We start from the raw sequence: 25,129 nt of genomic DNA on the forward strand, positions 1-25,129 counted from the left end.
GGAGGGGCTGGTTTTAATTATGAGCTCAAACCGACAGTTTATATGTTCATCATGCGAAAAAGGGCTGACAATAAAAATGGCTTATCACCATAATCATTGTCAGCCCTGCTGTTAATTCGGATTAATCTTCAATCGTGGACAGATCACCTGTAGGAAGATCCAATTCCCATGCTTTCAGAACACGACGCATGATTTTACCAGACCGTGTCTTCGGAAGCTTATCTTTAAACTCAATTTCCCGCGGAGCGGCATGAGCAGAGAGTCCTTCCTTAACAAAACGGTAGATTTCATCCTTGAGCTCCTGAGTTGGTGTAAATCCCTCACGTAAGGAGATAAAGGCCTTGATGATCTCACCCCGGGTGACATCCGGTTTGCCGATTACGCCTGCTTCTGCAACGGCTGGGTGTTCAACCAGCTTGCTCTCCACTTCGAACGGCCCGATTCGCTCACCGGAGGAATTGATAACATCATCAATTCTGCCCTGGAACCAGAAGTACCCTTCTTCGTCCATATATGCCGAGTCACCGGAGATATACCATCCTGGAATACGGAAGTATTCTTCATACTTCTCCTGATTATTCCAAATGGCTCTCATCATAGCTGGCCAAGGTGACTTAATTGCCAGGTTCCCCATTGTATATGGCGCTACTTCTTTGCCTTGATCATCCAGGATTGCGGCTGTAATGCCCGGCAGCGGACGTCCCATCGATCCCGGCTTGATCGCCATGCTCGGATAGTTACAGATTAGCTGTGCCCCGGTCTCTGTCATCCACCATGTATCATGGATACGGCGGTTGTAAGCCTTGTGTCCCCAGCGAACGACTTCAGGATTCAGAGGCTCGCCAACAGACAATACATGTCTCAAATGACTCAAGTCATATTGGTCGATGAGTTCCGAGCCTGCACCCATTAACATGCGGAATGCGGTCGGAGCGCTGTACCATACCGTAACTTTGTTTTTTGCTAATGTATTATACCAATCCTGCGGGCTGAAACGACCGCCCCGGATCACATTGGTAACTCCATGGAGCCACGGTGCGAATATTCCGTACGCCGTGCCGGTTACCCAGCCTGGATCCGCGGTACACCAGTATATATCGTCTTCCTTTAAATCCAATACGACTTTCGCTGAATAATATTGCTGGATCATCGCATTTTGCACATGATATACACCCTTCGGTTTCCCGGTAGAGCCTGATGTATAGTGCATAATCAATCCGTCTTCACGCTCAAGCCATTCGATCTCCAGCTCGTTCGACGCCGCTTCCAGCTCTTCAAAATAGTTTACTAACTGCGGATCCTCTTCCTCTACTTCACCAACTACAAAAATATGCTTCAGTTCAGGTAACTCGTCTCGTTTAACACGTGACAATAGTGCAGGGGTTGTAATAAGAGCCACAGCCCCGCTGTCCTCCAAGCGGTCTTTTACCGCCGTTTCCATGAAAGCTTCGAACAACGGTCCAACGACGGCACCTACCTTCAGAATACCCAGCAGGCCTACATAGAGTTCCGGACTACGGGGCATAAAGATAAATACCCGGTCGCCTTTGCCCACGCCATGTTTACGCAATACATTTCCGAACTTGTCGGATTTCTCTTTCAATTGCGCATAAGTATAAGACTCGTCCCTGCTTGTGTCACTATACAAGAGAGCAACCTTATCTCCCCGGCCTTCTGCAACGTGACGGTCAATTGCTTCATATGCCATATTCACTTTACCCGTCTCATACCAAGTAAAATGTCTCTCGATTTCGTCCCATGAAAACTCGGAGCGTGCTTGCTCGTAACTCTTCATATTGGAATGTGAAACTTCACTTGGCAGTATTTCGCTATGCGTTTGATTCATGATTACATCCTCCTCATTCTCAAATCGATCTCCTCGTAGTGGACAGCGCTTACAAAATGATTAAAATGATACATAGACATTACACATTGCGGTGGGTCTTCACGTTGTCACAGTCATCGAGTCATTAACCCTTGGAATTCGCAAGGAACCTATCGTTAACGCTACATTTGTGAATAATTTATGTCGAAAAGATTATATCATAGCTATTGTTTACCTGTCATTGCTTTTCATTTTTTTATTTTTTTGCTATAAGTAGGGTATGGAATTGAAAGGAGCGTAACGGATGGAACACTGCAAAGTTTACCAGTCTCATGTTTTGTTCCCTGAAGACCGCCGCCTAATCATCGAAGGACCTGTGCCTCCCGAGCAATTATCTGAACTCACCATGCACCCTGATCTCAATGCTTTTCGTCGACCTGCGGAGCAGCATGAGGCTCTGGTGGAAATTGCAGGCCTGCCTGAAGGTAGAATCATCATCACGAGAGACCGGGATATGATCGTAGGATATGTCACTTTTCATTACCCGGATGAACAGGAACGCTGGTCTGAGGGCAATATGGAAGATTTGATTGAGCTGGGTGCCATTGAAGTAGCCAATGACTACCGTTCCCTTGGACTCGGGCAACATATGATCAAAACCGCATTTGAAGAAGAACAGCTGGAGCGTTACATTGTTTTTACGACCGAGTACTACTGGCATTGGGATCTTAAAGGAAGTGGCTTAAATGTATGGGATTATCGCAAAATGATGGAGCGTTTAATGAAAATAGTGGACATGGAGTGGTACGCAACCGATGATCCTGAAATCTGCTCCCATCCTGCCAACTGCCTCATGGTCAAAATCGGACGGTACGTTCCGCTTTCATCACAAGAGCAATTCGATCGAATCCGTTTCAGACAACGGTTTATGTATTAAGTCGATACCCCATAAATAAAAACAAACTCCCCTGAGCTTGCTCAAGGGAGTTTGTTTGATTTCCGGTACATACTGCAAACTGCTTTTCTCGAACCACCTGCTCAAGAGCAACCAATGACTTCCGAGGTACAATATCACCAGAAACACACCACATATCTTATTTTATCTTTTAACACCTAGACTCTCAATGTTGTCACTTTTTTTCATTGCCCCTCACAACCTATGTTCTGTTTGTGAATTAACTTGAGATACGCAACGCACCCGATCATTAACCAGTAAGCCAACCCACCAGCAATGTACGCCAACACATCATACGGATCGGAAATGCTTTCTTCCACATATAAAGGAGCTACATACTCCCAGTACACCCCGGCTAACCCAGAAAAGACAATAATGGCCCTCACACTCTTCAGGTAAAGTCTCCACTCCATTTGCGTGGACGCCATCATGTTGGTAAAAGCCACAATGAGCAGTCCGCCCAACATGTCATTAAAATAGTTGCTTATGAATGTACTTGAAAAGGTGCCCTTCAACACATGGTTGTTTAACTGGTACGTTAAGAGTGCAAATACAACTATCGTTAGGTTTAGTCGAAAGCCATAATTAAAATGGCAACGATAACTGCCCCAACTACGCCCCAAAACGTAATTCCTCCTCTTTTACCTGAATCTCCCTTAGTCCCTGATCCGAGAGGATTCCCACACTTAGGGCAGGAAAACGCCTTAGTCGATACTGGATTTCCACACTCTGGACACGGTAATAAACTCATACGAATATAGCCCCTTTTAGTTTGGAAGTACATGATTTTACAAAGTTCATCCAATTTAGTTTAGTTCCATCAAAAGAAAACAACCGTTGTGTACAAATACATATACATCCTACCAAATCCACAAAATTTTACTAGAGCTTACCCAGCATATAACTCACAATTTCATGTGATAGCTTTGAAGCTTTCACAGTAAACTCGGGAAAATTAACATGGGCAGAACCGTCGGCTTTATCCGACATCGATCGGATCACGACATAAGGTACGCTGTTCATATAACATACCTGGGCAACTGCGGAGCCTTCCATCTCTGCACAAGCCCCACCTAGATCCTCATAGAGTGTTTGGACGGTCTCACGGCTTGCAATAAACTGATCTCCTGATAATACCTTTCCGATGATAAAATGCCCCGCCGCCTGTTCCTTACAGGCCTCCTCTGCCAATTCTATCAAATGCGGATCTGCAGGAAAATCGGATACTTCCTGATACGGAATCATCCCACGCGCAAAGCCTAGCGGTGTCACGTCCATATCATGCTGCATGCATGAGGAAGAGATGACGATATCGCCAATGTTCAGCTCAGGGTGCAGCGCACCTGCAACGCCCGTAAACAATACTTTTGAAACTCCAAAAGTATCAATAAGAATTTGCGTGGTCACCGCCGCATTAACCTTGCCTACCCCGCTTTTGCAAACAACAACCCGCTTGCCATGAATCGTTCCGGAGGCATAAGTGACTCCAGCTTTAACTGTCGTTTCTTTATTTTCCAGCTGAGCTAATAATAACTCCACCTCTTCGTCCATGGCCCCGATAAGGCCGATAACTTGTGCTGTCATAGCAACGCCCTCCATTTTTCACAGTTAAAAGATTACCAAGCAGAAAAAAGCCCCTCACATCTCAGGAGCTTTTTCCAATAAAAGGGTGGTAATGAACAAGCTTATCATGACCTTCTACTCGTTCACATGGCTAACCGACAGCCGAAGAATCGTTTCATGCGGCAGAATCACACGAGGATTATCCACATTCTCCTTCTTCATCAGCTTGGTAAGCAGACGCATGGCTACAGCACCCAGATCATACATCGGCTGAGCAACGGTCGTCAGCTGTGGACGAACCATCGAAGCCATCCGGATATTGTCTACGCTAATGATAGAGAAGTCATCAGGTACTTTATAGCCTTCATCCTGAATACTATGTATGGCCCCAATCGCCATCTCATCCGTAGCAGCAAAAATAGCCGTTGGTTTCTTCTTGAGTCCAAGGAAATATTTCATTGCTTCAACACCAGACTCATAGCGATAATTACCGATCCGCACCAAGTCTTCTTGATATTCAATGCCAGCAGCCTCCAGTGCTTTCTTGTAGCCTTGGAAACGTGCATAACCGTTGGCTGGATCCTGAAGCGTACCGCTGATCATGGCAATCTCGCGATGTCCGTGTCTGATCAGTGTATTTACCGCATCAAATGCAGCCTGTTCATGATCAATATCAACGGAAGGATAAGAACCTCTCTCATCACTGGTTGCACAGAGGACAATCGGTACAGCCGATGTCTGGAACGCTTGGATATGCTCATCCGTCACCGTTCCACCCATGAACAAGAGCCCGTCCACTTGCTTCTCGAGCAAGGTGTTGATGACACGGATCTCTTTTTCCTTCCGTTTGTCGGCATTACATAGAATTATATTATAATGGTACATGTTAGCAATATCCTCGATACCGCGGGCAATTTCCGCAAAAATCGAGTTCGAAATGTCCGGGATCACAACGCCGACGGTTGTGGTCTTCTTGCTGGCCAGACCTCTGGCTACCGCATTCGGACGATACCCTAAACGTTCAATCGCTTCGTATACTTTTTTCCGGGTCTGAGGCTTAACGTTCGGGTTATTGTTGACAACCCGTGATACCGTCGCCATGGAAACGCCTGCTTCGCGCGCAACATCGTAAATGGTTACCGTCAAATTCCTTCTCTCCATTGCCAATAGATTTTCATTCGTTCAATACCAATTGAAATTATGATACGACAAATTACTGCTTTGTGCAACGACACGGCTTTATATGCCGGCCAGTTGAGTCTTCAGCGCTTCAGCCGTAATATGAGAATGGGATGTATGCCAGACTGGCGCTCCTGCTTTTACAAGAATAACTTGTGGCGATTCATGCTTTATGCTCAAAGTTTCTGCAGCTTGATTCGACACTTGGCGGTCCGCTATGACATCAATCAGTACATATTGAACCTGCTCATTTGGGTCGTTTTGAAGATAAGCTTGCACTTCCTTGTAAGCTCCCGTACTAATTGGGCATCTGGTACTATGTTTGAACAATAGCAATGGCGTCAACTCCGATGATTCAAGCATGCTGTGCAGTTCTTCTATAGTATTCATTTTCGTCAACGTCGCCATAGGATATACATCCCTTCATGTATTGAAGTTCCTATCTTCTATCCTAACAAAAAGTTCGTGAAAAATCCAACAACACTCGTGAAAAATTTCTGAAAATCACCTTTAATAATTGCCGGTGTTTACAGGGATTAGCGATTTGATGCTGCTCAACTGCTCAAGTCTTCCCTCAATTTGTCGCATCCAGTCGTCATCGCCCAGATTCTGAGCATAAGAAAACAGATCCAGCAGCATATTAACCCGCTCGTCAAAGACTTCCATGCAGCGAGCCTGCAGTTCTGCCACCGAGTCTCCCTCGTATGTACGAAATGCTTCTCGAAGAACATAAGCAGATTCATTGATATCGGCAAAAGAGACTCGTGTTCTTCTGGACTCCTGGCCAGGCGATGATAGATAGCTAAGTAATTCCGATTTAATTAGAGGCAGAAGCTCATACTTCTTGCAAGCCTGACAGGCATAAACAGGAACATGGCATATTCTTGTCTTTCTTTCATGAATCAACTTTCTTAATTCCAACTTCATCATCTGTCCACAGTCGCAGGTTTTGAACAAATTGCCCACCCCAAATCTAATACATAATCTAATTCTCTTGTCACAATTCCGCCATTAAAGTAGTTCTATTCGACTATCATACCAAAGAATCCTCCTTATTTGTGATAATGCTTTATTTACCAATTCTGTATCCAAATGTTGTTTATTTTCCCCTTCCATGAAACTCTCTTCTGTATTTGCTACAATGAAGATGGTTTGAAGAGGGATCTGCATCATGTTATGGATATCCAGTACAGATGATGAAAGGAGAAGATCTATATATGAGATTGTCAGGAAAAAAAGTGATAGCGCTGGTAGATGAAGAATTTGAAGATTTGGAGTTATGGTATCCGGTTTATCGGGTTCGGGAGGAAGGAGCGGTGGTTCATCTGGCCGGACTTGAAAAAGGAAAAACATATATCGGCAAATATGGTGTTCCAGCTCAGGCCGAGTATGCTTTTGACGAGCTGAACAGCAAGGACTATGATGGCATTCTTGTGCCCGGTGGATGGGCGCCTGACAAGCTTCGCCGTTATGATAAAGTGCTTGAACTGGTCAGGGAAATGAACGAGGACAAAAAGCCGATTGGCCAGATCTGCCATGCCGGCTGGGTGCTAATATCAGCTAAAATTCTGGATGGACGGACGGTAACATCGACGCCTGGAATTCGGGATGATATGGAAAATGCAGGCTCTATATGGAAGGATGAAGCCGTCGTTGTCGACGGTCATATTATTTCCGCTCGCCGTCCTCCGGATTTGCCCCCATATGGCAAAGCCTTTTGTGACGCATTGGCACAGGAGCGTTAGTTTCCTGCAGTTTAATTAAAAAGTTACAGCCGTCAATATCAACTGGAACTCATCCAGTAGAAGTTGACGGCTGTTTTTATGTTACGGATAAATATATAGCTTGTCCATTTAAAAAAAGCTGCAATAAGAATCGGTCCCGCCCCTATCCTTAAGAGGCCGTACTATCCGTGCCTTTGGCTTCTTTCGCACTGCTGCTATCCCGTTCGGAAAATGCGCTAAGCCGTTCCTCGATCGCAGACACGGTGCTTAACTTGAAGCAAGCCGCAGCCTCTGCCTTCGCATCCGCTGCATTCGTGTTCAGAATACGATGCTTCACACGAAGCAAGGATTGCGGTGACATGCTTAGACTTCTAATACCGAGCTCCAGCCAGATTGGAATCGCCCGTTCGTCCCCAGCCAATTCACCGCAGACACTGACCGGAATACCTGCCTTGTGGGCAGCATCTACCGTCATACGGAGCATGCGGAGGATAGCAGGATGAAACGGACGATACATATGTGCAATCTGCTCATTCATCCGGTCCACCGCCAGAACATACTGGACGAGATCATTCGTTCCGATGCTGAAAAAGTCGGCTTCCTCTGCCAGCAAATCCGCGATCGTCACCGCAGCCGGCACCTCAATCATAATGCCAACCTTGATGTCCGGGTTGTAGGCTAAACCGCGTTGGTCCAAATCCTCCATGGCTTGCCGTAATATCGCATTCGCCTGTTTAAGCTCCTCAACAGAGGATATCATTGGATACATGATTTTTACGTTACCGTATACGCTGGCCCTAAGAATGGCAGACAGCTGGGTTTGAAACAGCTCCGCATTATCCAGACAGATGCGGATCGCCCTATAGCCGAGGAACGGGTTCTCCTCTTCAGCGAGAGGGAGATAATCCAGCGGTTTATCACCGCCGATATCGAGAGTGCGAATCACTGCCGAGCCTTGACCCACGTTCTCCGCAACCAGCTTATACACCTCAAATTGCTCATCCTCAGTCGGAAAGCTGTGGCGATCCATATATAAAAATTCAGTGCGGAACAAGCCGACTCCGAAGGCGCCATGTTTCAGCGCAATATCCAGCTCTTTTACAGAACTCATATTCGCTGCCAGGTTAAAGGAGACTCCATCCTTCGTAACCGGATCCACCATGGCCAGAAGCTGGAGCTGCTCCTTCTTCTTCCTCTGTTGATCACGGATTTCTTCGTATTGTTCCAAGATGATGGCGTCAGGCTCCACATACAGCAAGCCTGTGTCCCCATCCACAACCAAATACTCGCCAGTCTGGATCGGCTCTTCCAGCTTGTTCTCAATACCTGATACAAGAGGTATGCCAAGCGCCCGAGCCATGATCGCTGAATGAGAGGTAATGCCGCCAGTCATCGTCACAATGCCAAGAACATGGGAGGGGTTGAGATGCACCAGCTGAGACGGAGAGAGCTCTTTCGCCACCAATATATAGGGCTGGGTATCAGCCGGGAGCTTTACTTCAGGAGCACCTAGAAGATGCTTGAGCAGCCGGTTTCCGACATCCTTGATATCCAGTGCCCGCTCCTTCATATATTCGTCATCCAGCAGATCAAACATCGAGACGAAATGATCGATCGCCTCCTTGACTGCCACTTCAGCAGCCTTGTATTGACGCTCGATAATCCCCTGTATCTCGTTCATGAACACAGGGTCCTCCAGTATGGCCAGGTGCGCATCAAAGATCTGAGACTCCTCGGGTCCCACCATTTCCTTGAATTCATTCTTGATATATTCAATTTCATTCTTGGAGGTTCGTATGCCTTCATATAAGCGCTCGAACTCTTTGGCTAAATCGACAGCATCCATTTCGGAATCTGGAAGATCCAGCTCCCAATGCGGCAGTACGAAAGCCTTACCGATTGCTACACCTGTTGCTGCGCCAATGCCTTGTATCATGATTCTCTACCCCCAGCATTACTCTCATTTAATACTACGGACATGACAGATGACTGTCCTCTCTTAACAGACTTGAACGGAGCATAGCTCCAGGATCTGACTTTGTCAGGATTCGTGATTACCATAGGCGTTGCCAGTGATGCGGCGTGTGTCTTCAGATACGCCAAATCAAACTTGACCAGCAATTGCCCCGGCTCCACAGTATCCCCTTCACTTACCACAGCCGTAAACGGTCCTTTCAGCTGTGAAGTATCAATCCCGATATGAATCAAAACCTCAAGTCCATCCGGTGTTGAAATTCCGATAGCATGCATTGTCGGATAGACATGCATCACGGTCCCATACACCGGCGAAACTAGCTCTCCTTTTTCCGGTATGAATGCGACACCATTGCCGACAAGCTTGGCGGCAAAAATATCGTCCGGCACTTCATCAATCGGCAGCATGCGTCCCTGGACAGGCGCGCTGAATAGAACTCGCGGTAGATCCTGTTGCATCAACTTGTTGATCTCTTCACGAATGAGCTCGGAATAAGTTCCGAACACCACCTGAACATTGCCTCCACCCAGCTTGATAATGCCGGCGGACCCCAGCAATTTCAGAGCATCCGAATCGATCTGGCGATCATTATAAACAGTCAGTCGCAGACGCGTCATACAGGACTGCACCTGAACAATGTTGTCTTTGCCTCCAAGCGCCTCCAGAATAAGCGGAGCCTGATAAGGAATATCTCCGGCCCGGCCTTCCAAGGCTGATCCTTCTTCCCGGCCCGGTGTTGGAATTTCAAAGGTGCGGATTGCCCAACGGAACAGAAAATAATAGACGAGGCCATACACGACGCCAATCGGTATGATAAGCCAGGCGTTTTGGGACAAATGGAAATTCAGTACATAATCAATAAATCCGGCCGAGTACGAAAAGCCGTGATGGATATTCAAAGCATAGGTAAGCACCATGGCAAAACCGGCCATCAGCGCATGAAGAATGTACAGGTAAGGAGAAGCAAATAAAAATGCAAATTCGATTTGCTCCGATACCCCGGTCAAGAAGCAGACCAGAGCCGATCGCATGAAAGTTTTTTTCACTTTCGGCTTTAGATCTTCACGTGCTTCTTGAATAATGGCAAACGCAATCGCCGGCAGGGCAAACATCATAATCGGGAACAAGCCCGCCATAAAGTCGCCCGCTGTCGGATCGCCCGCAAAAAAGCGCGGCAAGTCCCCTTGGACGATCGTCCCATCCTCTGTCTGGTACGATCCCAGCTGGAACCAATAAATATTGTTCAATAAATGATGCAGCCCGAAAGCCGTAAGTACACGATATAGAATGCCATATAGAAACAAACCGAAAGCTCCCATATGCACAGTCAGCTCATAGAAGGCATCCAATCCACGCTGCACAAGGGGAGCCATGCCCAGCATGACCCATGCAAACAGGGTAGAGAACAATCCCATAAATAACAGTACGAAGCGGGAGCCTCCAAAAAACTGTATGGCCTCAGGCAGTTTAATATGTTTAAACCGATTGTAAACATAACCGGACATGATCCCAAACACAATACCTATTAAAGTCGAGGGCTGAATGCTCCCGTCTCCCAGACGAGAGATCACCTGGTCATAGATGAACATGCCCGCTAGAGCGGCAAGCCCTGCAGGCCCCCCCTGGTTTGAGAGCCCCCATGCTACACCTACGGCGAATAAATAGGGCATGTAATAGAACACGCCGTGCCCGGCTGCTTGGGCAATTTCGCCCAAGGTTCCAACCCCCCATGCCGACCACGGCAGACTCCCTACACTAAGCAGGAGAGCCGCCGCAGGAAGCGCCATTGTAGGGAGCATGACTGCTCTGCCAAGCTGTTGCAATGATCCCAACCAATTCAAGGCGAGCCCTCCTTTCTATCCTTGATGGTACGCGCTGCGTAGGTTTTTGTCAAAAGAAAAAGGGGATGCGCCACATAGAAAAGCAAGCCTCACCGATGAACAGTGGGGAAGACCAGACCATTCGTGCCCAGTCTGCAACCCACTGCTTTCCATGTAAGACTTGCTTTACCTTCTATTCATAAATGTTGTCTTAGCGGCCGCCTAGCGCGATAGAATCCTCCACTTTGATGCAGCGGTCCATAATCGCAATCATGCCCGCATTCTTAGCGATGTCTGCAGCCTCTTCACTGATGATTCCCTGCTGCAGCCATAACACTTTGGCACCAATCTCAGCCGCTTCCCGGGCCACATCGGCACAGTATTCACTACGACGAAACACGTTGACGATATCAACCGGCTCCGGTATATCCCTCAAAGAAGGATAACACTTCTCGCCGAGTATTTCGGTTGCTCCCGGATTCACCGGTATAATCCGGTATCCGCGCGATTGCATCGCTGCCGAGACCATATAGGAAGTACGATCCGGCCGGTCAGACAGACCCACAACGGCGATGTTGCCAGCGTTACGTAAAAGATCAGCAATTTCTTCACGTGATGGATTTTCAAATGCCATGGTTCATGACCACCTTTCCTTTCATTATCGATGAGCGGCTGGTCTACCCCATTATTTTACCCATTCCACCTGGGCCCCAAGCGTTTTCATATGATCAAAATATTGCGGGTAGGACTTCGCCACATGATGGGCGTCTTTAATCCGAATCGGCTGCTGTGCGCGCAGGCCGACCACGGTCAAAGCCATGATAACCCGGTGATCATAATGGGCGTTGATCTCTACGCCACCTTCGACGCCTTCCGGACGGCCGTGAACGATGATTTCAGCCTGGCGCTCTTCCACGTTAGCTCCTGCTTTTCGCAGCTCCGTCAAATAATCCGTAATCCGGTCGCATTCCTTATACCGAAGATTCTCGACATTATAGAACCTGGAAGTGCCTTCTGCAAACACGGCTGCAGCCACCATTGCAAGCACCGCATCTGTCGCTGCATCTCCATCGAATTCCAGCGCTTTCAGAGTAGAGTTGCCTTTCACATGAACATTGCCATTCTCGTGCGTAAGCGGAACCTCCATCATGCGCAGAACGTCAATAATGGCGCGCTCTCCCTGCTTGCTGTTCTCTGATAGATTGCGAATGGTCACATCCGATTGTGTAACGGCAGCCGCTGCCAGAACGGCGGCAGAGCCCGGATAATCGCCTTGAACCGTGTAGGTCTTCGCTTGGTAGGATTGACCACCTGGAATACGGAAGAATGTATAATCGTCTGCAGCATGAATTGTAATCCCTGCCTGCTCCAACACCTCCAGTGTCTGCCCTACTACTACTTTGGACTTCAGATCGCCTGTAACGGTGATTTCGCTGTCTTCAGCAAGAAGTGGAGTTAAGAATAATAGTGCACTTAAGTACTGCGAGCTGACTTCACCTGATACGGTAAGCTTTCCACCTTTCGGCTCGCCGCCGCGAATTGTGATAGGCAGCCTGCCATCGTTATGCTCCACGTCCACACCTAATTGACCCAGCGTGTCTATAAGATCATCATGAGGGCGCTTGCCTAGAGATTCCGGATAAGCATTGATGAAGGTAACTTCTTTCGACAAAGCTGTAACGCCCATCAAGAAACGCAATACGGCACCTGCATTCCCCACATTCAGTTCCTTCACATCCCGCGGCGACTTGCCAAAACCAGTAATGACCGCCTTCTCGTCATCCTCTTCAATTACCGCCCCCAGATCAATAATACAGCGTCTCATAGCGTCGCTATCCTCGCTGTGGGCAGGATAATAAATAGTGCTTGTTCCTTCTGCCAATGCAGCTACCAGCAAGTAGCGGGTTGTATAGTTCTTGGAGGACAGGGCTCCAATCTCTCCATTTAATGATGGTGTAGGCCTGACGATAACATCCATTGTATGTATCTCTCCTTCGTATAGATATATATATATTGGGATGATCCAAGCCGGCATTCCAAGCATAAATTGACAGGGAATTATCGGCTTGGTTATCATAGTGCATATGAACTGAAAACTTCAGATCGTTCCGATATGAGTCTTACTATTTCAGAAAAGAGGTCTATATAATGAAACCGATCCCTCAAATGGAAACGACAGAGCTGAAAAGCCGGCTTCAAGACGGCGAAACAGTCTACATGATTGACGTCCGCGAGGATGAAGAGGTCGCTGCTGGCATGATCAATGGTGCCAAACACATTCCGATGGGCGAAATTCCGAATCGGCTAGATGAAATTCCGCGTGATCAGGAGGTTGTCATCATCTGTCGCAGCGGTGGACGCAGTCAACATGTATGCGAATTTTTGGCTCACCAAGGTTTGGATAATGTAATCAACATGAAAGGCGGCATGCTGCAGTGGCATGACGATGAAGAATAGACATGCCAAGAAGCAGGTGCGGGATTATGATGATCCCCGCCTTTTTTGGTGTTTTGGTATAAACACATAAGAACTTCTTGAAATTCTCATCGATTTCACTAACAACTTTACTGCGGTAAGTAACAAGCATGTGCAATTAAGTCACTTGTAATCTTAGCCGCGGTAATGCGCTAAAATATGAGCCACCACTTCATCGGCAGAGCGACCAACGGTATCTACCATGACATCGGCAAATAGATACTTGTCCTTTCGCTCCTCTAGAATCTGTCGAACCTTCTCTTCAACGTCACCCGCCAGCAGCGGCCGATTGGCATCCCCACGTACCCGCTCCACGATACTTGCAGCATCCGCGGTGAGAGCAGCGACCCAGCCTCCACGTTTCATCGCTTCACAATTGTCCGCACGCAGGACAGCGCCCCCGCCTGAGGCCAGAACTACTCCTCTTCGTTGCAAAACACTGGTTAATGCAGCGGATTCAGCCTCACGGAAATAAAGCTCCCCGGCTGTTTCAAACATCTCGGGAATGGTCTTACCTTCCAACCTCTCAATTTCGGTATCCAGATCGATTAACGTGTAACCGAGCTCCTCTGCTATGAGACGACCGACAGTTGACTTTCCCGTTCCCATCATTCCGATCAGAATAATATTTCTATCCTGGTTATCCAAGTACCACACCCCATTTGCTGTGCTTATATGTATAGGTTCCCCATATCATACCACAGCCCCAAATCTTTCGACAATGCACCCTTATACCGGAATGGTTTAACTGTGAAGAAGAAAAAAGACCCTACCGGATCCAGTCTATCTCGTTCCCTAATATCATATACTGATTGCAAGAGTGCAAGATTCAAAGAAATGGAGTGAACCCAATCCATGTCTAATTATTCTACCAACCTCTCATCCGCAGCCCGTCGGATCCGCCGAATATCCGATCCTTCCTACCCTTTATGCCGCGAAGATATTATCTGGGTGCTTCATTATGTCCACAAAAAAGTGGCTTTGAAAGACCCATTATTGCTGGATCTTTCAAAGCCACGATTACTGAAAAACTTCAGCAGCTATTGCGAAGCTGCGCTGCTCTTACACAGTAGCGGAAATCACTTCCATGCGAAGAACGCTGATATTCGCACCACTCTCTTAGATGCCATGTATGGACTTCCCGAGCTAGAAGATGCCCTCTCGCCTATTCAAGACCACACGATTGACTCTCAAATCCTTGAGAACGGAAATCATGCCACCCCAAAGGAGCCGAGTTAATCCATCCAGGTAGGGTGGCATTAATGCCGCCAGGTAATTGGCAGATTAATCGATTCTAGGGAGAATAGATTCATGCTGCGGTAAAAAACGCAATATTACTCCATCCAGTTGAAGTGGAAGGTTCCTTCTTTATCCACGCGTTTAAACGTGTGCGCTCCGAAATAGTCGCGCTGAGCCTGCAGCAGGTTCGCTGGCAAGTTCGCCGTACGGTAGCTGTCGTAGTATGCAAGTGCACTGGAGAAACCAGGCACCGGAATGCCGAGCGATACCGCGGAAGCGACAACTTTACGCCATGCATCCTGGTAATTTTCGATAATATCGGTAAAGAACGGATCGAGGAGCAGGTTTTTCAGCTCTGGATTGTTCTCATAAGCGTCCGTGATGTTCTGCAGGAAACGGGAACGGATAATGCAGCCACCGCGCCAGATTTTAGCAAGATTGCCGTATTTCAGATCCCAGCCATATTCATCGGAAGCTACGCGAAGCTGTGCGAAACCTTGTGCGTAAGATACGATCTTACTTGCAAACAGCGCTTTACGTACATTTTCGATGAATTCCGCTTTGTCACCGTCAAATGCAGTTGCTTTCGGTCCGTTCAGAATCTTGCTTGCTGCTACGCGTTCTTCTTTCATCGCAGACAGGAAGCGGGAGAATACGGACTCGGTAATCATGGACAGTGGTACACCCAGGTCCAGGGAGCTTTGGCTTGTCCATTTGCCTGTTCCTTTTTGGCCTGCTGTATCCAAGATAACGTCAACCATTGGTTTGCCGGTTTCTTCGTCATATTTGGAGAAAATGTCTGCCGTAATTTCGATCAGGTAGCTGTCAAGCTCCCCTTTGTTCCATTCCGTGAAGATTCCATGCAGGTCCTTCGCATCGAGGCCGAGCACGTCCTTCAGCAATTGGTACGCTTCACAAATAAGCTGCATATCGCCATATTCGATACCGTTGTGGACCATTTTCACATAATGGCCGGCACCATCCGGTCCGATGTATGTACTGCAAGGCTCATCGTTGATCTTGGCAGAGATAGCCGTCAAAATAGGTTCAACCAGCTTGTAGGCACTCTCTTGTCCGCCAGGCATGATGGACGGGCCTTTCAGCGCGCCTTCTTCACCGCCGGAAACACCTGCACCGATGAAGTTGAAGCCCTTCTCAGCCAGTTCTTTACTGCGGCGCTGTGTATCAGGGAAATAAGCGTTACCGCCATCGATAATAATATCGCCTTTATCCAAATGTGGAATAAGCTGTTCAATCGTAGCATCTGTAGCTTGTCCCGCTTGTACCATGATCAGGATCTTGCGAGGAGTTTCTAGGGAATCTACGAATTCCTCGATTGAGAACGTTCCTTTTACTTGCTTGCCTTCGGTTTCCTTCAGCATATCTTCCGTTTTTTGCGGAGAGCGGTTATATACGGAAACGGTGAAACCTTTGCTTTCAATGTTCAGGGCCAGGTTTTTACCCATTACAGCAAGGCCGATGACGCCGATTTGTTGTTTTGACATCTGGTTCTCCATCCTTTTCTCCAATATATTTTTAATATGTCTAACCAGCACATCCCTATCCGAGATGATTTGCAATAATATTATATTAACGTTTTTCATTTGACAAGTGAACCCCTGTCACAAAATCAGAACACGCGCGAAAACACCCCTATCGTTTTTCGGAGTGTTGTCGTGCTCTAAACTTGTATCTTTTTTGAGTTATGTTCTACCACTCCAGCCTCAGCAGCTCCAAAGAAAGCTCCCGTAGTCGTTGCTTACAAGCTGCGACTCGCTCCTCATCCCCCGCCAGCAGTGCTTCGTGAAGTCTCTCAAGCTCATCGTCAGTTTCCAGTCTGCACAACAGTAGCCGCTGTTCTCCCTCATCTGACTCAAACAATCTAAGCATTTCCTGCTCGGTCATCGGCGTTCCCTTCTGAAACAGGACCCTCTGCCGATAACCGGATATCTCCACGAGCCTAATCACCTCACCGAACAAAATGCTCTCGATCAGAATTTGCCTGTCCTTGAACCGTTTGACGACAGCGTGGCCACGGGTATTCTCAATTAATTTCTCCATCCATTCGGAAAGCTTGGGATCACGAATCATATAATCGCCAACCAGCTTAAAACCACTCCCTGTACGTTGGAACCGCAGTTTTACGAGCTTACGCCCTGTTCGGATTGAAATGACAAACTGCGTATCATTCTCACTCCAGTAAAGAGAATATCCTTCTTGGATCAATTCCTTGATCAGGTCCTGGATATGCCGGCGATCAAACCGGAGCTCCAGGTTGCAATACTCCACTTCCTCGCTCTTATTCACGGCACTCCCTCCTCCGGTTTACTACCGATCATTAAAAGACGGTGAAGAATTCCCCCATGGCTGCTTTTAATGTTGTCTTATCTATATCTTATACTCCATCTTATGTAACGGTAACTTGGTTTATTGACTATTTTTCCCCCTGATGAAAATACGGTGAAGCTTTTCCGGCTCATGCATGCTGGCACCTGCCTTATGGTATAATGAGTTAATTCAAAACGCTGGTTGAAAAAGACCATACTCAATAGGAGGCCACCGCATCCATGACGGTTCATGCATTTACAGATCAAGATTTCGATGTGTTCTCTGTACCCGGGCTTGAGGCCCGTATGGAGGTTCTCATAGAACGTGTAAGACCCAAGCTAGAGATGCTTGGTGCCGAGCTGGCACCTTATATATCCGCACTGGTTGGAGAGGAGATGTTTGTGCATGTGGCGAAGCATGCAAGACGGACCGTTAATCCTCCCATCGACACGTGGGTCGCTTGGGCTGCCAACAAACGCGGCTACAAGGCACTTCCTCACTTTGAAGTGGGCATGTTTGGAACGCATCTCTTTGTCATTTTTGCTATTATTTATGAAAGTCCCAACAAGGCCGTGTTTGCTAAACATTTGAAAGCCAAGCTGAAGATGACCGTGAAGGCTGTGCCTAACAACTTTTATTGGTCCATGGATCATATGAATCCGGAGGGTACAACTCATCAGAGTATGAGCGAGCAGGATTTTGCGCGTTTGATTGAAAAACTGAAGCAGGTTAAGAAAGCTGAAGTCATGTGCGGTTTGCGCATACCGCGAGAGGAAGCCGTCAAGTTAACAGGAGACGAGCTGATTCACACCGTCCAAGAGACGTTCGAGAAGCTGCTGCCGCTTTATAAGATGGCATTTTAGATATGCGTGACATGTTAGTACGAAGGGCTGCGGGTGCAGCTCTTTTTTTGTGGGTGATAGTCTAATGAAGGAACGATAAATGCTGCATCTTCTATCTCCATGGAAACGAAGGTTTGATGCCCTGCTGGGCAAAGCGAAAAAAAGCCGTACAATCTCCTTGCATTCCCCCCTCATTTTGCTATACTCAATTTTGTTTATATAAAAACAGATATCAACAAATCATACGAACATAAGATAAGGAAAGGTTGTGACAACATCCATGGACCACAGTCGTACACCGCTCTTCACCGCTCTTAAAAACCATGCGGCCAAAAACCCCGTGCAATTTCACATTCCGGGACATAAGAAGGGCCACGGTACCGATGCCGAATTTCGGGAATTTATCGGGGATAACGCCCTTTCCATAGATTTAATTAATATCGCGCCGCTCGATGACCTGCATCAGCCTACAGGTGTCATTGAAGAAGCTCAAAAGCTGGCTGCCGATGCTTTCGGTGCAGACCATACGTACTTCAGCGTCCAAGGGACAAGCGGAGCGATTATGACGATGATTATGTCGGTATGCTCTCCAGGCGATAAAATCATCGTACCTCGTAATGTTCATAAATCCGTGCTTTCGGCTATCATTTTTACAGGTGCCAAGCCAGTATTCGTATCCCCAGCCCAGGATTCCAATGTAGGAATCGACCATGGGATCACCATCAGTTCTGTACGCAAGGCCTTGAAGCGCCATCCGGATGCAAAAGCCGTGTTAGTCATCAACCCGACCTATTTCGGAGTCAGTGCCAATCTGAAGGAAATCGTAGATCTGGCTCACAGCTACAATGTTCCTGTCCTCGTTGATGAAGCGCACGGGGTATTGATCCATTTTCATGAGGACCTTCCAATGTCCGCGATGGAAGCCGGTGCGGATATGGCCGCGACCAGCGTTCATAAACTCGGCGGCTCACTGACCCAAAGCTCCGTGCTGAACGTGAATACCAAGAATGGATACGTTAATCCATACCGCGTGCAGACTATCATCAGTATGCTGACAACGACATCCACTTCCTATATATTGCTCGCTTCACTCGATACTTCGCGCCGAAACTTGGCACTACATGGACGAGAGATGGCTGCAAAGACCATCAAGCTGGCGCAATACGCACGTCAGGAAGTCAATAAAATAGAAGGCTTGTACAGCTTTGGTGAGGAGATATTAGGCGGTGAAGCAACCTACTCCTATGATCCGACCAAATTGACCATTCATGTCCGTCATCTCGGCATTACGGGATATGAAACCGAGAACTGGCTTCGCGAACATTACAATATCGAAGTGGAACTCAGCGATATGTACAATATCTTGTGCCTGATTACGCCGGGAGACGATCAGGGGACGATCGATATTTTGCTTACGGCCCTCCGCGAGCTTTCAGATCAGTACATGCATGTTAATGAAATTAACGAGCTGGTTGTGAAAACACCAGAAATCCCTCAACTTTCGTTAATTCCCCGTGATGCGTTTTACGGAGATACTGAGGTAGTGCCATTCAAGGAATCCGCAGGGCGAATTATTGCCGAATTCATCTACGTATATCCGCCAGGAATACCGATCTTGCTTCCGGGTGAAGTTATTTCCCAGGAAAACATCGATTACATTATCGATCATGTTGATGTAGGTCTTCCTGTCAAGGGTCCGGAGGATCGGAGCATTCAGAATGTGAAGGTCATCGTAGAAACCGATCCAATATTCTAATTCTTCACAAAAACAAAAACCCCGGTGCGAATGATTCGCACCGGGGTTTTCATTGGGAAAAAGTCTTATTCCTGGTTTGCAGCAGCGACCAGTTCGTTATAAACCGCCTCTACTTCATTCCATTCGTCTTCGTCCTCAATATTGTAAAGAACCATTTCCTCGTTCTCTTCTTCCATACGTAGAATGACGCCGTCCGCTTCCGGATTCTCGCGTTCAAGCAAAAGCGCGTAAAGTTTCTCGCCGACATCAAATGTCTCCACAAGAACCATCTCTACTTCTTTTCCTTCTTCATCCGTCAATGTCAGCACAAACTCTTCATGTTCATGGTCGTGGTCATGATCATGACCGCAGCCGCAAGCATCTCCGTGTTCATGTTTGTGTTCGCTCATTGAAAAAACCTCACTTCGGTTAAATTATCATACGTTCGTATCGTATCACGGATCGCTTATTCAGGTCAATTTTTCCATGGTACTCCATGAGTCAAAGCGCAGTGATTACTTTCTCTGCAACTTTGACAAACCCGTCTTCCGGTTTGACTTTCACATAAAAACCAACCGAGTATTTGCCTGTCGTTTTAAAGTCATAGGTGAAATCGTAGGTGCGGAACCAGAAATTATCTTTGCGGTCCTTCACTTCCTGGGATTGAATATCCTTAACATTGCCTGCAGGATCTTCGATTGCAACTTTTACGGCATGAATATCATTGTTCAAGCTGTCTACCTGGCTAAAAACATTGAATTTCAGTTTGCCTTTGTTCACATTCCCGAATACAGTATCTCCCTTAAAGAGGAAAATATGCACATTCGGTTTAATCACCTGAACTTGTCCATTGCTCGAATTCCAATCTACAGCCCCATCAAACTCCCGAACCGGCACATAGGTCTTGCCATCAATTAAGTATCCCCCATCCTTCAATTCATGACCGTTCATCCAGACACGGACACGTTCATTGACGGAATCAGCAAATAATAGGGTGCTGCCACCCATTAACGAAAGCACTAGCATACATGCCATCACTTTTTTCCACTTCATATTATAATTTCCCTCCATTGGCTCATCTTGTTGTTATATGTGTATACTACATGTCAAAAAACAAGTTGCGGACAATTTTGCACTTTGTGGTAAAATTTTTCCCTTATAAGCTCGTCCATAACTTTTATTACATAATAATGATTAATTCACTACAGATTCCGTGTAAAAATATTCAAAGTTCGATAAGATATACATTAGCTACTGGCCTATACATCATTCATCAGGAGGTTTCAACATTGACACTGAAACTGCAAATGCTTGGCACTGGTAGTGCGTTTGCCAAGAACTACTATAACAACAACGCACTGATCCACGACGATAATTTCACGCTTCTTATCGATTGCGGCGTCACCGCTCCCATGGCACTTCATCAGCTGGATAAGACCTTTAACGATGTAGATGCCCTGCTCATTACGCATATTCATGCGGACCATGTCGGCGGCATGGAAGAGCTGGCCTTCATGATGAAAATGAAGTTTAATCGTAAACTTCCTCTCTACATTGCTGAAGCTTTAGTGGAACCGATATGGGAGCACACACTGAAGGGTGGATTATATCAGCAAGGACAGATCTCCTCCCTTCAGGATGTATTTGATGTCCATCCTCTTAAGCCGGGTTTAAAAACTGATATCTCACCAGGAATCTCGGTAGAACTGATTCCGACGCAGCATATACCCGGCAAGGACAGCTATTCGCTCTATTTGAATGATCGGATTTTTTACAGTGCTGATATGGTATTCGATCCTCAACTGCTCAATGAATTGGTTAATGAGCGGGATTGCGAGGTCATACTGCACGAATGCCAGCTGCAAGGACCCGGCGAGGTTCATACCACCCTTGATGAATTGCTCAGTCTGCCTGAGAACATTCAAGAGCGTACCTACCTCATGCATTACAGCGATGACGTGGAGGCATTCATTGGCAAGACCGGGATCATGGAGTTTGTAGAGCAGCAGCGGGTCTACGAATTGTAAATTCATTATGTCGTTCATTATATAGATGCATAGATTATGAGGTTCCCTGGGAACACTAAACCCGGGAGGCGATCATATGGACAATGGACAACAACAAGAAGTCGTAGGCGTTCGGAAGAATGGCGACGGCGACATCATCGAACTTAAGCTGGATAATGGCAGCATCGTTGATTACAAAACTGCACAGCAGATGGCCAAGAATAAAGAAATCAAAAACCTGAACGTATTTCGTGGCCGTGATGGCGACGAGCACCTGCGTTCCAACGCCGATGGCGATCCCAGTAACAACCTGGATAATCTGCCCACTTTCTAAATGATGTACAAAAGACCCCGAGACACTTCTCGGGGTCTTTCCTTATGTCTAACAATATATCTTATGAGTTACAGTTCTTTTTTCATACGGACATGAGGAATCCCTGCATCATCAAACGGCTCGTCTGAAATCGTCTCATACCCAAGCTTTTGATAAAATGCTTCGGCTTGCACCTGAGCATCCAGCACAGAATATTGCAGCTTTAATTCACGTGCCTGGGCTTCCAGGGCCATCATCAATACACGGCCAATCCCCTTAGAACGAAATGGTTTGCGTACCGCAATACGCTGCATTTTGGCGGAATCCTTATTGTAATAGATGATACGTCCCGTAGCTGCGTACTGTCCCTCCGACTTGATCAATATATGATGTGCATCCGAATTCATTCGGTCATAATCATCGATTTCCAAGTCAATCGGTACTTTTTGTTCCAGGACAAAAACATCCTTGCGAATATCCAGCGCCTGCTGCAGCTGTTCTTCGGTTGTTACATTTATGATTTCTGCTGCCATGTTAACACCTCTTTATGTAATTTCTCGTGATATTGCAGATCGGAATATTATACAAAATAATCGTTTTCCTGTATAGTATAAACTAATGTGCCGCGAAAGGAGCATTGCCTTTATGGGTATGGGAGCTACGATATTTTGGTCCATCGTCATTGCCGTTTTGGTCATCTATCCAACCTTCTGGACAATCAAAAAAGGGTATTCCCGTAAATGGGATGAGGAATAGCATTAAGAACCACCATTCTTATGCGCAACTCTACGGATTAAGATTGTGCAAGGTGTCTACCGAATCCATGGGGGATACCGGTTCCAGTAAACCGCCCCCCTGCTGGGAATATACGTCCCTCTGTATCGACCGGTTGTAAACATCCAGCATGACAGGCGCTGCGGGAGCTTGCAGCGGTTGCAGCTGCACAGACGTTCTCGCCGGGATACTGCAGCCACTGCCAACAATTGATCCTGTCAACAGGATGAGTACCAACCCTGCTAGTCGATAACCCTGAGATTTCTCTACTGCCATTCCTATTCTCCTCCTATAATGCCAATTCATGCTGTAACTAGTCTGAACCGGAATGGAGCTTTTTATAACGCGAGAAAATGATTGACACACAGGTGGTCTGCTGGTAATATATGAATTACCTTTTTAAATATTTCATGATCTGTTAGCTCAGCTGGGAGAGCACTATCTTGACAGGGTAGGGGTCAGTGGTTCGAGCCCACTACAGATCATAACTGAGAGCCCTTGCGTAGCAAGGGTTCTTCTCTTTTTCACTGCACTTCTTTTCGTGACGATCTTATCTATTGACGCAAAACTGACGCATTTTATTCATTGGCTTTTTCTTTGCGAGAAACTTCTACTCAGATTCATTTATAGTATCATCCTCTTCATCATAATAACCAATCGTAGTTTCTTTCTACACTTACTTCCTGAAAATAAAACCTTCTTGTTCTAAATGAAATGTATGAGACTTGTATCTTCGTAGCCGATAGAGAATTCCTCTAAGTTAAATTGCCAACAATCAAATATCTCTTTACCTTCCTCCATAATTTTATTTAATTTTTCACAAGGTTATAATTGTAACATTTAGCGTTTCGGTAATGTTAACACCCTTCCGAACTTATTTACAGATATATTACATTTAACGCGGTGTCGTATTGAATAATATGTTAAAAAAATAGCTGTCGAGACTTTCTCGACAGCCTGAGACCCTGTAACAGGGTCTCTTTTCTTTAATTATTTATTACATTTTAATTGGCCCGCTCTCCTAACTCACCGAATCAAGTCCTATTTCAAAAGTTCTTCCGGTGTCTCACCGCTATACACGAATACAGGGCTTGCTGTATTGACTACAAATACGGCAACCAGCGTCAGTGCAGTTGCAAGATATGTATACAGCTGATGTCTAATTTTATGGATCCATAACATGAGCTTGTCCTCCTCTCCAGCGTAATAAACTAACAGCCTGGATCAAAAATACGACAGCTAATGTGGGTGACTGAAATCCAAAATTAGTTAAAACAATCATACAGCTGATAATACGTAGCTTAAAGTAATGCTTCCTCGGGATACGAGATTGTTTCTCGATTCGGCTTGGAGCGAAATTCATAACCAATAACAGACTGATCGCATTCATTAGAAATACACCGGCAGACTCCATCTCTACATAAGATACCAAGGTAAACAATAAGGTCGTGAATGCAATGCAGCCAGCCCCCGTCTTCAGATGAAGCCCTCCGGAGCACTGCCTGAGCAATGCAAAGCCAATTAAGGCGATAGACGCCTGTCTCAGATTATCCGTAAATAACGAGATCAACAGCGTGAAGATCACGATAAGACCAACGTTTATTAGGATGATGATCGCATGCTTTAATACTGGAATAGAAGATTTATGGTCGGGAACCTGGCGCTTGATCTCTGTCGCCATCCGGCCCGCTAATCTTTCCACGATCAAAAGTATCCCGCTCCTCCGTATGAAACGCATAATACAAGAAAATTCCGAATGTTATGCCAAAGAAGAGAAGATCAAGCCACAACCGATTCATGTAAAATAGGATGGCTATCAATACCAATACCACAATAATTAAAGCAATCAATAATATGTGTTCAAATCTGAAGCGCAGCTTCTCCAGATCGTATCGAAAGCCGATCCCTAGTTTGTACATAATCCAAGATATTAGCAGTCCTGTGACTGCTGACAGTATCTGAAGGAAATAACCATGAGAAGGCACAGTCTGAATAGAATCTATTGAGCCGAATATCGCTGTCAAATAAACGGTTTGAATCAGTGCATACAGCATGTAACCGATGATCGTACAAATCGCTGACCAGATGACAGGAATCTTGATAATAGCAGCAAATAAAAAAACATAGATAAGTACGGTTACAAGAGGGGCAAGAAAATCCATATGTAGTTCATTGCGCATGATGTAACTCTGAATATTGGCAAGGATCATGACGATCAGGGCCTGCCATATGTATTCTGTTGTTTTATATCTAAGCAGGGTCATGATTAATGAGTAAATGGCCAGTGTTTCAAATGTTGAAAACAACATAAACCAAATTGCGTTCATTCGAAGAACTTCCTCCCTACACCACAAGAAATGGTTACTATATACTACG

The 25,129-nt window shown here is 46.3% G+C and carries 29 protein-coding genes and 1 tRNA gene; 9 read left to right on the plus strand and 21 right to left on the minus strand.

Translation table 11 applies throughout. The annotated features are described in order from the left end of the window. Positions 1-121: 121 nt before the first annotated feature. Positions 122-1,846: an acetate--CoA ligase gene (acsA, locus tag ABEQ74_RS20220; RefSeq protein ID WP_430123932.1), complete on the minus strand. Its 1,725-nt coding sequence runs from the start codon at positions 1,844-1,846 to the stop codon at positions 122-124. A gap of 283 nt (positions 1,847-2,129) precedes the next feature. Here acsA and ABEQ74_RS20225 point away from each other — a divergent pair, with 283 nt between their 5' ends. Next, positions 2,130-2,762, plus strand: a complete 633-nt coding sequence (locus ABEQ74_RS20225) for a GNAT family N-acetyltransferase (RefSeq protein ID WP_053488993.1) — start codon at positions 2,130-2,132, stop codon at positions 2,760-2,762. A gap of 203 nt (positions 2,763-2,965) precedes the next feature. On the opposite strand, the gene ABEQ74_RS20230 is transcribed toward ABEQ74_RS20225, so the two are convergent. From ABEQ74_RS20230 to ABEQ74_RS20255, 6 genes are all read right to left on the minus strand, one after another. Beyond that, positions 2,966-3,403: a hypothetical protein gene (locus tag ABEQ74_RS20230; protein WP_430124261.1), complete on the minus strand. Its 438-nt coding sequence runs from the start codon at positions 3,401-3,403 to the stop codon at positions 2,966-2,968. Continuing rightward, positions 3,349-3,564 carry a zinc ribbon domain-containing protein gene (locus tag ABEQ74_RS20235; RefSeq protein WP_430124247.1) on the minus strand — a complete coding sequence of 72 codons (216 nt, stop codon included), beginning with the start codon at positions 3,562-3,564 and terminating at the stop codon, positions 3,349-3,351. Before ABEQ74_RS20235 ends, ABEQ74_RS20230 begins: the two co-directional genes overlap by 55 nt. A gap of 98 nt (positions 3,565-3,662) precedes the next feature. Beyond that, positions 3,663-4,364, minus strand: a complete 702-nt coding sequence (locus ABEQ74_RS20240) for a 5'-methylthioadenosine/adenosylhomocysteine nucleosidase (protein WP_430123933.1) — start codon at positions 4,362-4,364, stop codon at positions 3,663-3,665. Positions 4,365-4,478: 114 nt separating this feature from the next. After that, on the minus strand, positions 4,479-5,489 hold the full coding sequence (gene ccpA / locus ABEQ74_RS20245) for a catabolite control protein A (protein ID WP_430123934.1): 1,011 nt from the start codon (positions 5,487-5,489) through the stop codon (positions 4,479-4,481). 93 nt (positions 5,490-5,582) lie between these two features. Then, entirely contained in the window at positions 5,583-5,930 is a 348-nt protein-coding gene (gene ytxJ / locus ABEQ74_RS20250) for a bacillithiol system redox-active protein YtxJ (RefSeq protein WP_430123935.1), read from the minus strand. A 102-nt stretch (positions 5,931-6,032) separates the two neighbouring features. Next, a complete protein-coding gene (locus tag ABEQ74_RS20255) occupies positions 6,033-6,488 on the minus strand; it encodes a hypothetical protein (protein ID WP_430123936.1) in 456 nt (151 codons plus the stop codon). Positions 6,489-6,739: 251 nt separating this feature from the next. On the opposite strand from ABEQ74_RS20255, the gene ABEQ74_RS20260 reads away from it, so the two are divergent. Next, positions 6,740-7,267 carry a type 1 glutamine amidotransferase domain-containing protein gene (locus ABEQ74_RS20260; RefSeq protein ID WP_430123938.1) on the plus strand — a complete coding sequence of 176 codons (528 nt, stop codon included), beginning with the start codon at positions 6,740-6,742 and terminating at the stop codon, positions 7,265-7,267. A gap of 148 nt (positions 7,268-7,415) precedes the next feature. Here ABEQ74_RS20260 and ptsP read toward each other — a convergent pair whose 3' ends face one another. The 4 genes from ptsP to aroA all read right to left on the minus strand — a co-directional run bounded on the left by ptsP (position 7,416) and on the right by aroA (position 13,019). Next, the gene (gene ptsP / locus ABEQ74_RS20265; protein ID WP_430123939.1) at positions 7,416-9,182 is read right to left on the minus strand and encodes a phosphoenolpyruvate--protein phosphotransferase; all 1,767 of its coding nucleotides are present in this window, start codon (positions 9,180-9,182) and stop codon (positions 7,416-7,418) included. Beyond that, a complete protein-coding gene (locus ABEQ74_RS20270; RefSeq protein ID WP_430123940.1) occupies positions 9,179-11,062 on the minus strand; it encodes a glucose PTS transporter subunit IIA in 1,884 nt (627 codons plus the stop codon). Before ABEQ74_RS20270 ends, ptsP begins: the two co-directional genes overlap by 4 nt. Before the next feature lie 190 nt (positions 11,063-11,252). Continuing rightward, the gene (locus tag ABEQ74_RS20275; RefSeq protein WP_430123941.1) at positions 11,253-11,675 is read right to left on the minus strand and encodes a CoA-binding protein; all 423 of its coding nucleotides are present in this window, start codon (positions 11,673-11,675) and stop codon (positions 11,253-11,255) included. Between the two features lie 51 nt (positions 11,676-11,726). Continuing rightward, a complete protein-coding gene (aroA, locus tag ABEQ74_RS20280; protein WP_430123943.1) occupies positions 11,727-13,019 on the minus strand; it encodes a 3-phosphoshikimate 1-carboxyvinyltransferase in 1,293 nt (430 codons plus the stop codon). 170 nt (positions 13,020-13,189) lie between these two features. Here aroA and ABEQ74_RS20285 point away from each other — a divergent pair, with 170 nt between their 5' ends. Next, on the plus strand, positions 13,190-13,498 hold the full coding sequence (locus tag ABEQ74_RS20285) for a rhodanese-like domain-containing protein (RefSeq protein ID WP_430123944.1): 309 nt from the start codon (positions 13,190-13,192) through the stop codon (positions 13,496-13,498). A 153-nt stretch (positions 13,499-13,651) separates the two neighbouring features. On the opposite strand, the gene ABEQ74_RS20290 is transcribed toward ABEQ74_RS20285, so the two are convergent. After that, positions 13,652-14,164 carry a shikimate kinase gene (locus ABEQ74_RS20290; protein ID WP_430123945.1) on the minus strand — a complete coding sequence of 171 codons (513 nt, stop codon included), beginning with the start codon at positions 14,162-14,164 and terminating at the stop codon, positions 13,652-13,654. A 207-nt stretch (positions 14,165-14,371) separates the two neighbouring features. Here ABEQ74_RS20290 and ABEQ74_RS20295 point away from each other — a divergent pair, with 207 nt between their 5' ends. Continuing rightward, a complete protein-coding gene (locus tag ABEQ74_RS20295; protein WP_430123947.1) occupies positions 14,372-14,755 on the plus strand; it encodes a hypothetical protein in 384 nt (127 codons plus the stop codon). Positions 14,756-14,850: 95 nt separating this feature from the next. Here the strand turns inward: ABEQ74_RS20295 and gndA are convergent, their stop codons facing one another. Both gndA and ABEQ74_RS20305 read right to left on the minus strand, forming a co-directional pair. Beyond that, positions 14,851-16,260 (minus strand): NADP-dependent phosphogluconate dehydrogenase, encoded by a 1,410-nt coding sequence (gndA, locus tag ABEQ74_RS20300; protein ID WP_430123948.1) that lies wholly within the window; start codon positions 16,258-16,260, stop codon positions 14,851-14,853. A 205-nt stretch (positions 16,261-16,465) separates the two neighbouring features. After that, positions 16,466-17,062 carry a hypothetical protein gene (locus ABEQ74_RS20305; protein ID WP_430123950.1) on the minus strand — a complete coding sequence of 199 codons (597 nt, stop codon included), beginning with the start codon at positions 17,060-17,062 and terminating at the stop codon, positions 16,466-16,468. Positions 17,063-17,322: 260 nt separating this feature from the next. Between ABEQ74_RS20305 and ABEQ74_RS20310 the strand changes: the two genes are divergently transcribed. Together ABEQ74_RS20310 and ABEQ74_RS20315 are read left to right on the plus strand one after the other, a co-directional pair. Further along, a complete protein-coding gene (locus tag ABEQ74_RS20310) occupies positions 17,323-17,946 on the plus strand; it encodes a DUF1054 domain-containing protein (protein WP_430123951.1) in 624 nt (207 codons plus the stop codon). A 259-nt stretch (positions 17,947-18,205) separates the two neighbouring features. After that, positions 18,206-19,681, plus strand: coding sequence for an aminotransferase class I/II-fold pyridoxal phosphate-dependent enzyme (locus ABEQ74_RS20315; RefSeq protein WP_430124248.1), 1,476 nt, complete (start codon positions 18,206-18,208; stop codon positions 19,679-19,681). Between the two features lie 65 nt (positions 19,682-19,746). Here the strand turns inward: ABEQ74_RS20315 and ABEQ74_RS20320 are convergent, their stop codons facing one another. Further along, the gene (locus ABEQ74_RS20320; protein WP_009589641.1) at positions 19,747-20,070 is read right to left on the minus strand and encodes a DUF1292 domain-containing protein; all 324 of its coding nucleotides are present in this window, start codon (positions 20,068-20,070) and stop codon (positions 19,747-19,749) included. A gap of 91 nt (positions 20,071-20,161) precedes the next feature. Continuing rightward, positions 20,162-20,713 carry a copper amine oxidase gene (locus ABEQ74_RS20325; RefSeq protein WP_053489009.1) on the minus strand — a complete coding sequence of 184 codons (552 nt, stop codon included), beginning with the start codon at positions 20,711-20,713 and terminating at the stop codon, positions 20,162-20,164. Positions 20,714-20,949: 236 nt separating this feature from the next. Here ABEQ74_RS20325 and ABEQ74_RS20330 point away from each other — a divergent pair, with 236 nt between their 5' ends. Together ABEQ74_RS20330 and ABEQ74_RS20335 are read left to right on the plus strand one after the other, a co-directional pair. After that, complete coding sequence (locus ABEQ74_RS20330; protein WP_430123952.1) at positions 20,950-21,687, plus strand: MBL fold metallo-hydrolase; 738 nt, start codon at positions 20,950-20,952, stop codon at positions 21,685-21,687. 76 nt (positions 21,688-21,763) lie between these two features. Then, entirely contained in the window at positions 21,764-22,000 is a 237-nt protein-coding gene (locus tag ABEQ74_RS20335; RefSeq protein ID WP_053489011.1) for a DUF3892 domain-containing protein, read from the plus strand. Between the two features lie 68 nt (positions 22,001-22,068). Here ABEQ74_RS20335 and ABEQ74_RS20340 read toward each other — a convergent pair whose 3' ends face one another. Then, positions 22,069-22,512 (minus strand): GNAT family N-acetyltransferase, encoded by a 444-nt coding sequence (locus ABEQ74_RS20340; RefSeq protein ID WP_430123953.1) that lies wholly within the window; start codon positions 22,510-22,512, stop codon positions 22,069-22,071. 253 nt (positions 22,513-22,765) lie between these two features. After that, on the minus strand, positions 22,766-23,029 hold the full coding sequence (locus ABEQ74_RS20345) for a hypothetical protein (RefSeq protein ID WP_430123954.1): 264 nt from the start codon (positions 23,027-23,029) through the stop codon (positions 22,766-22,768). A 136-nt stretch (positions 23,030-23,165) separates the two neighbouring features. On the opposite strand from ABEQ74_RS20345, the gene ABEQ74_RS20350 reads away from it, so the two are divergent. Beyond that, positions 23,166-23,238 (plus strand) — tRNA-Val (locus ABEQ74_RS20350). Between the two features lie 556 nt (positions 23,239-23,794). Here ABEQ74_RS20350 and ABEQ74_RS20355 read toward each other — a convergent pair. The 3 genes from ABEQ74_RS20355 to ABEQ74_RS20365 are packed head-to-tail and all read right to left on the minus strand — an operon-like array spanning position 23,795 to position 25,080. After that, positions 23,795-23,935, minus strand: a complete 141-nt coding sequence (locus ABEQ74_RS20355) for a cyclic lactone autoinducer peptide (RefSeq protein WP_082341538.1) — start codon at positions 23,933-23,935, stop codon at positions 23,795-23,797. Beyond that, entirely contained in the window at positions 23,919-24,455 is a 537-nt protein-coding gene (locus tag ABEQ74_RS20360; protein WP_430124249.1) for an accessory gene regulator ArgB-like protein, read from the minus strand. Before ABEQ74_RS20360 ends, ABEQ74_RS20355 begins: the two co-directional genes overlap by 17 nt. After that, entirely contained in the window at positions 24,397-25,080 is a 684-nt protein-coding gene (locus ABEQ74_RS20365) for a hypothetical protein (RefSeq protein WP_430123955.1), read from the minus strand. Before ABEQ74_RS20365 ends, ABEQ74_RS20360 begins: the two co-directional genes overlap by 59 nt. Between the last annotated feature and the right edge of the window lie 49 nt (positions 25,081-25,129).

Origin of the sequence: Paenibacillus solani (assembly GCF_050475945.1) — a bacterium.
GTDB lineage: Bacteria > Bacillota > Bacilli > Paenibacillales > Paenibacillaceae > Paenibacillus_AQ > Paenibacillus_AQ solani_A.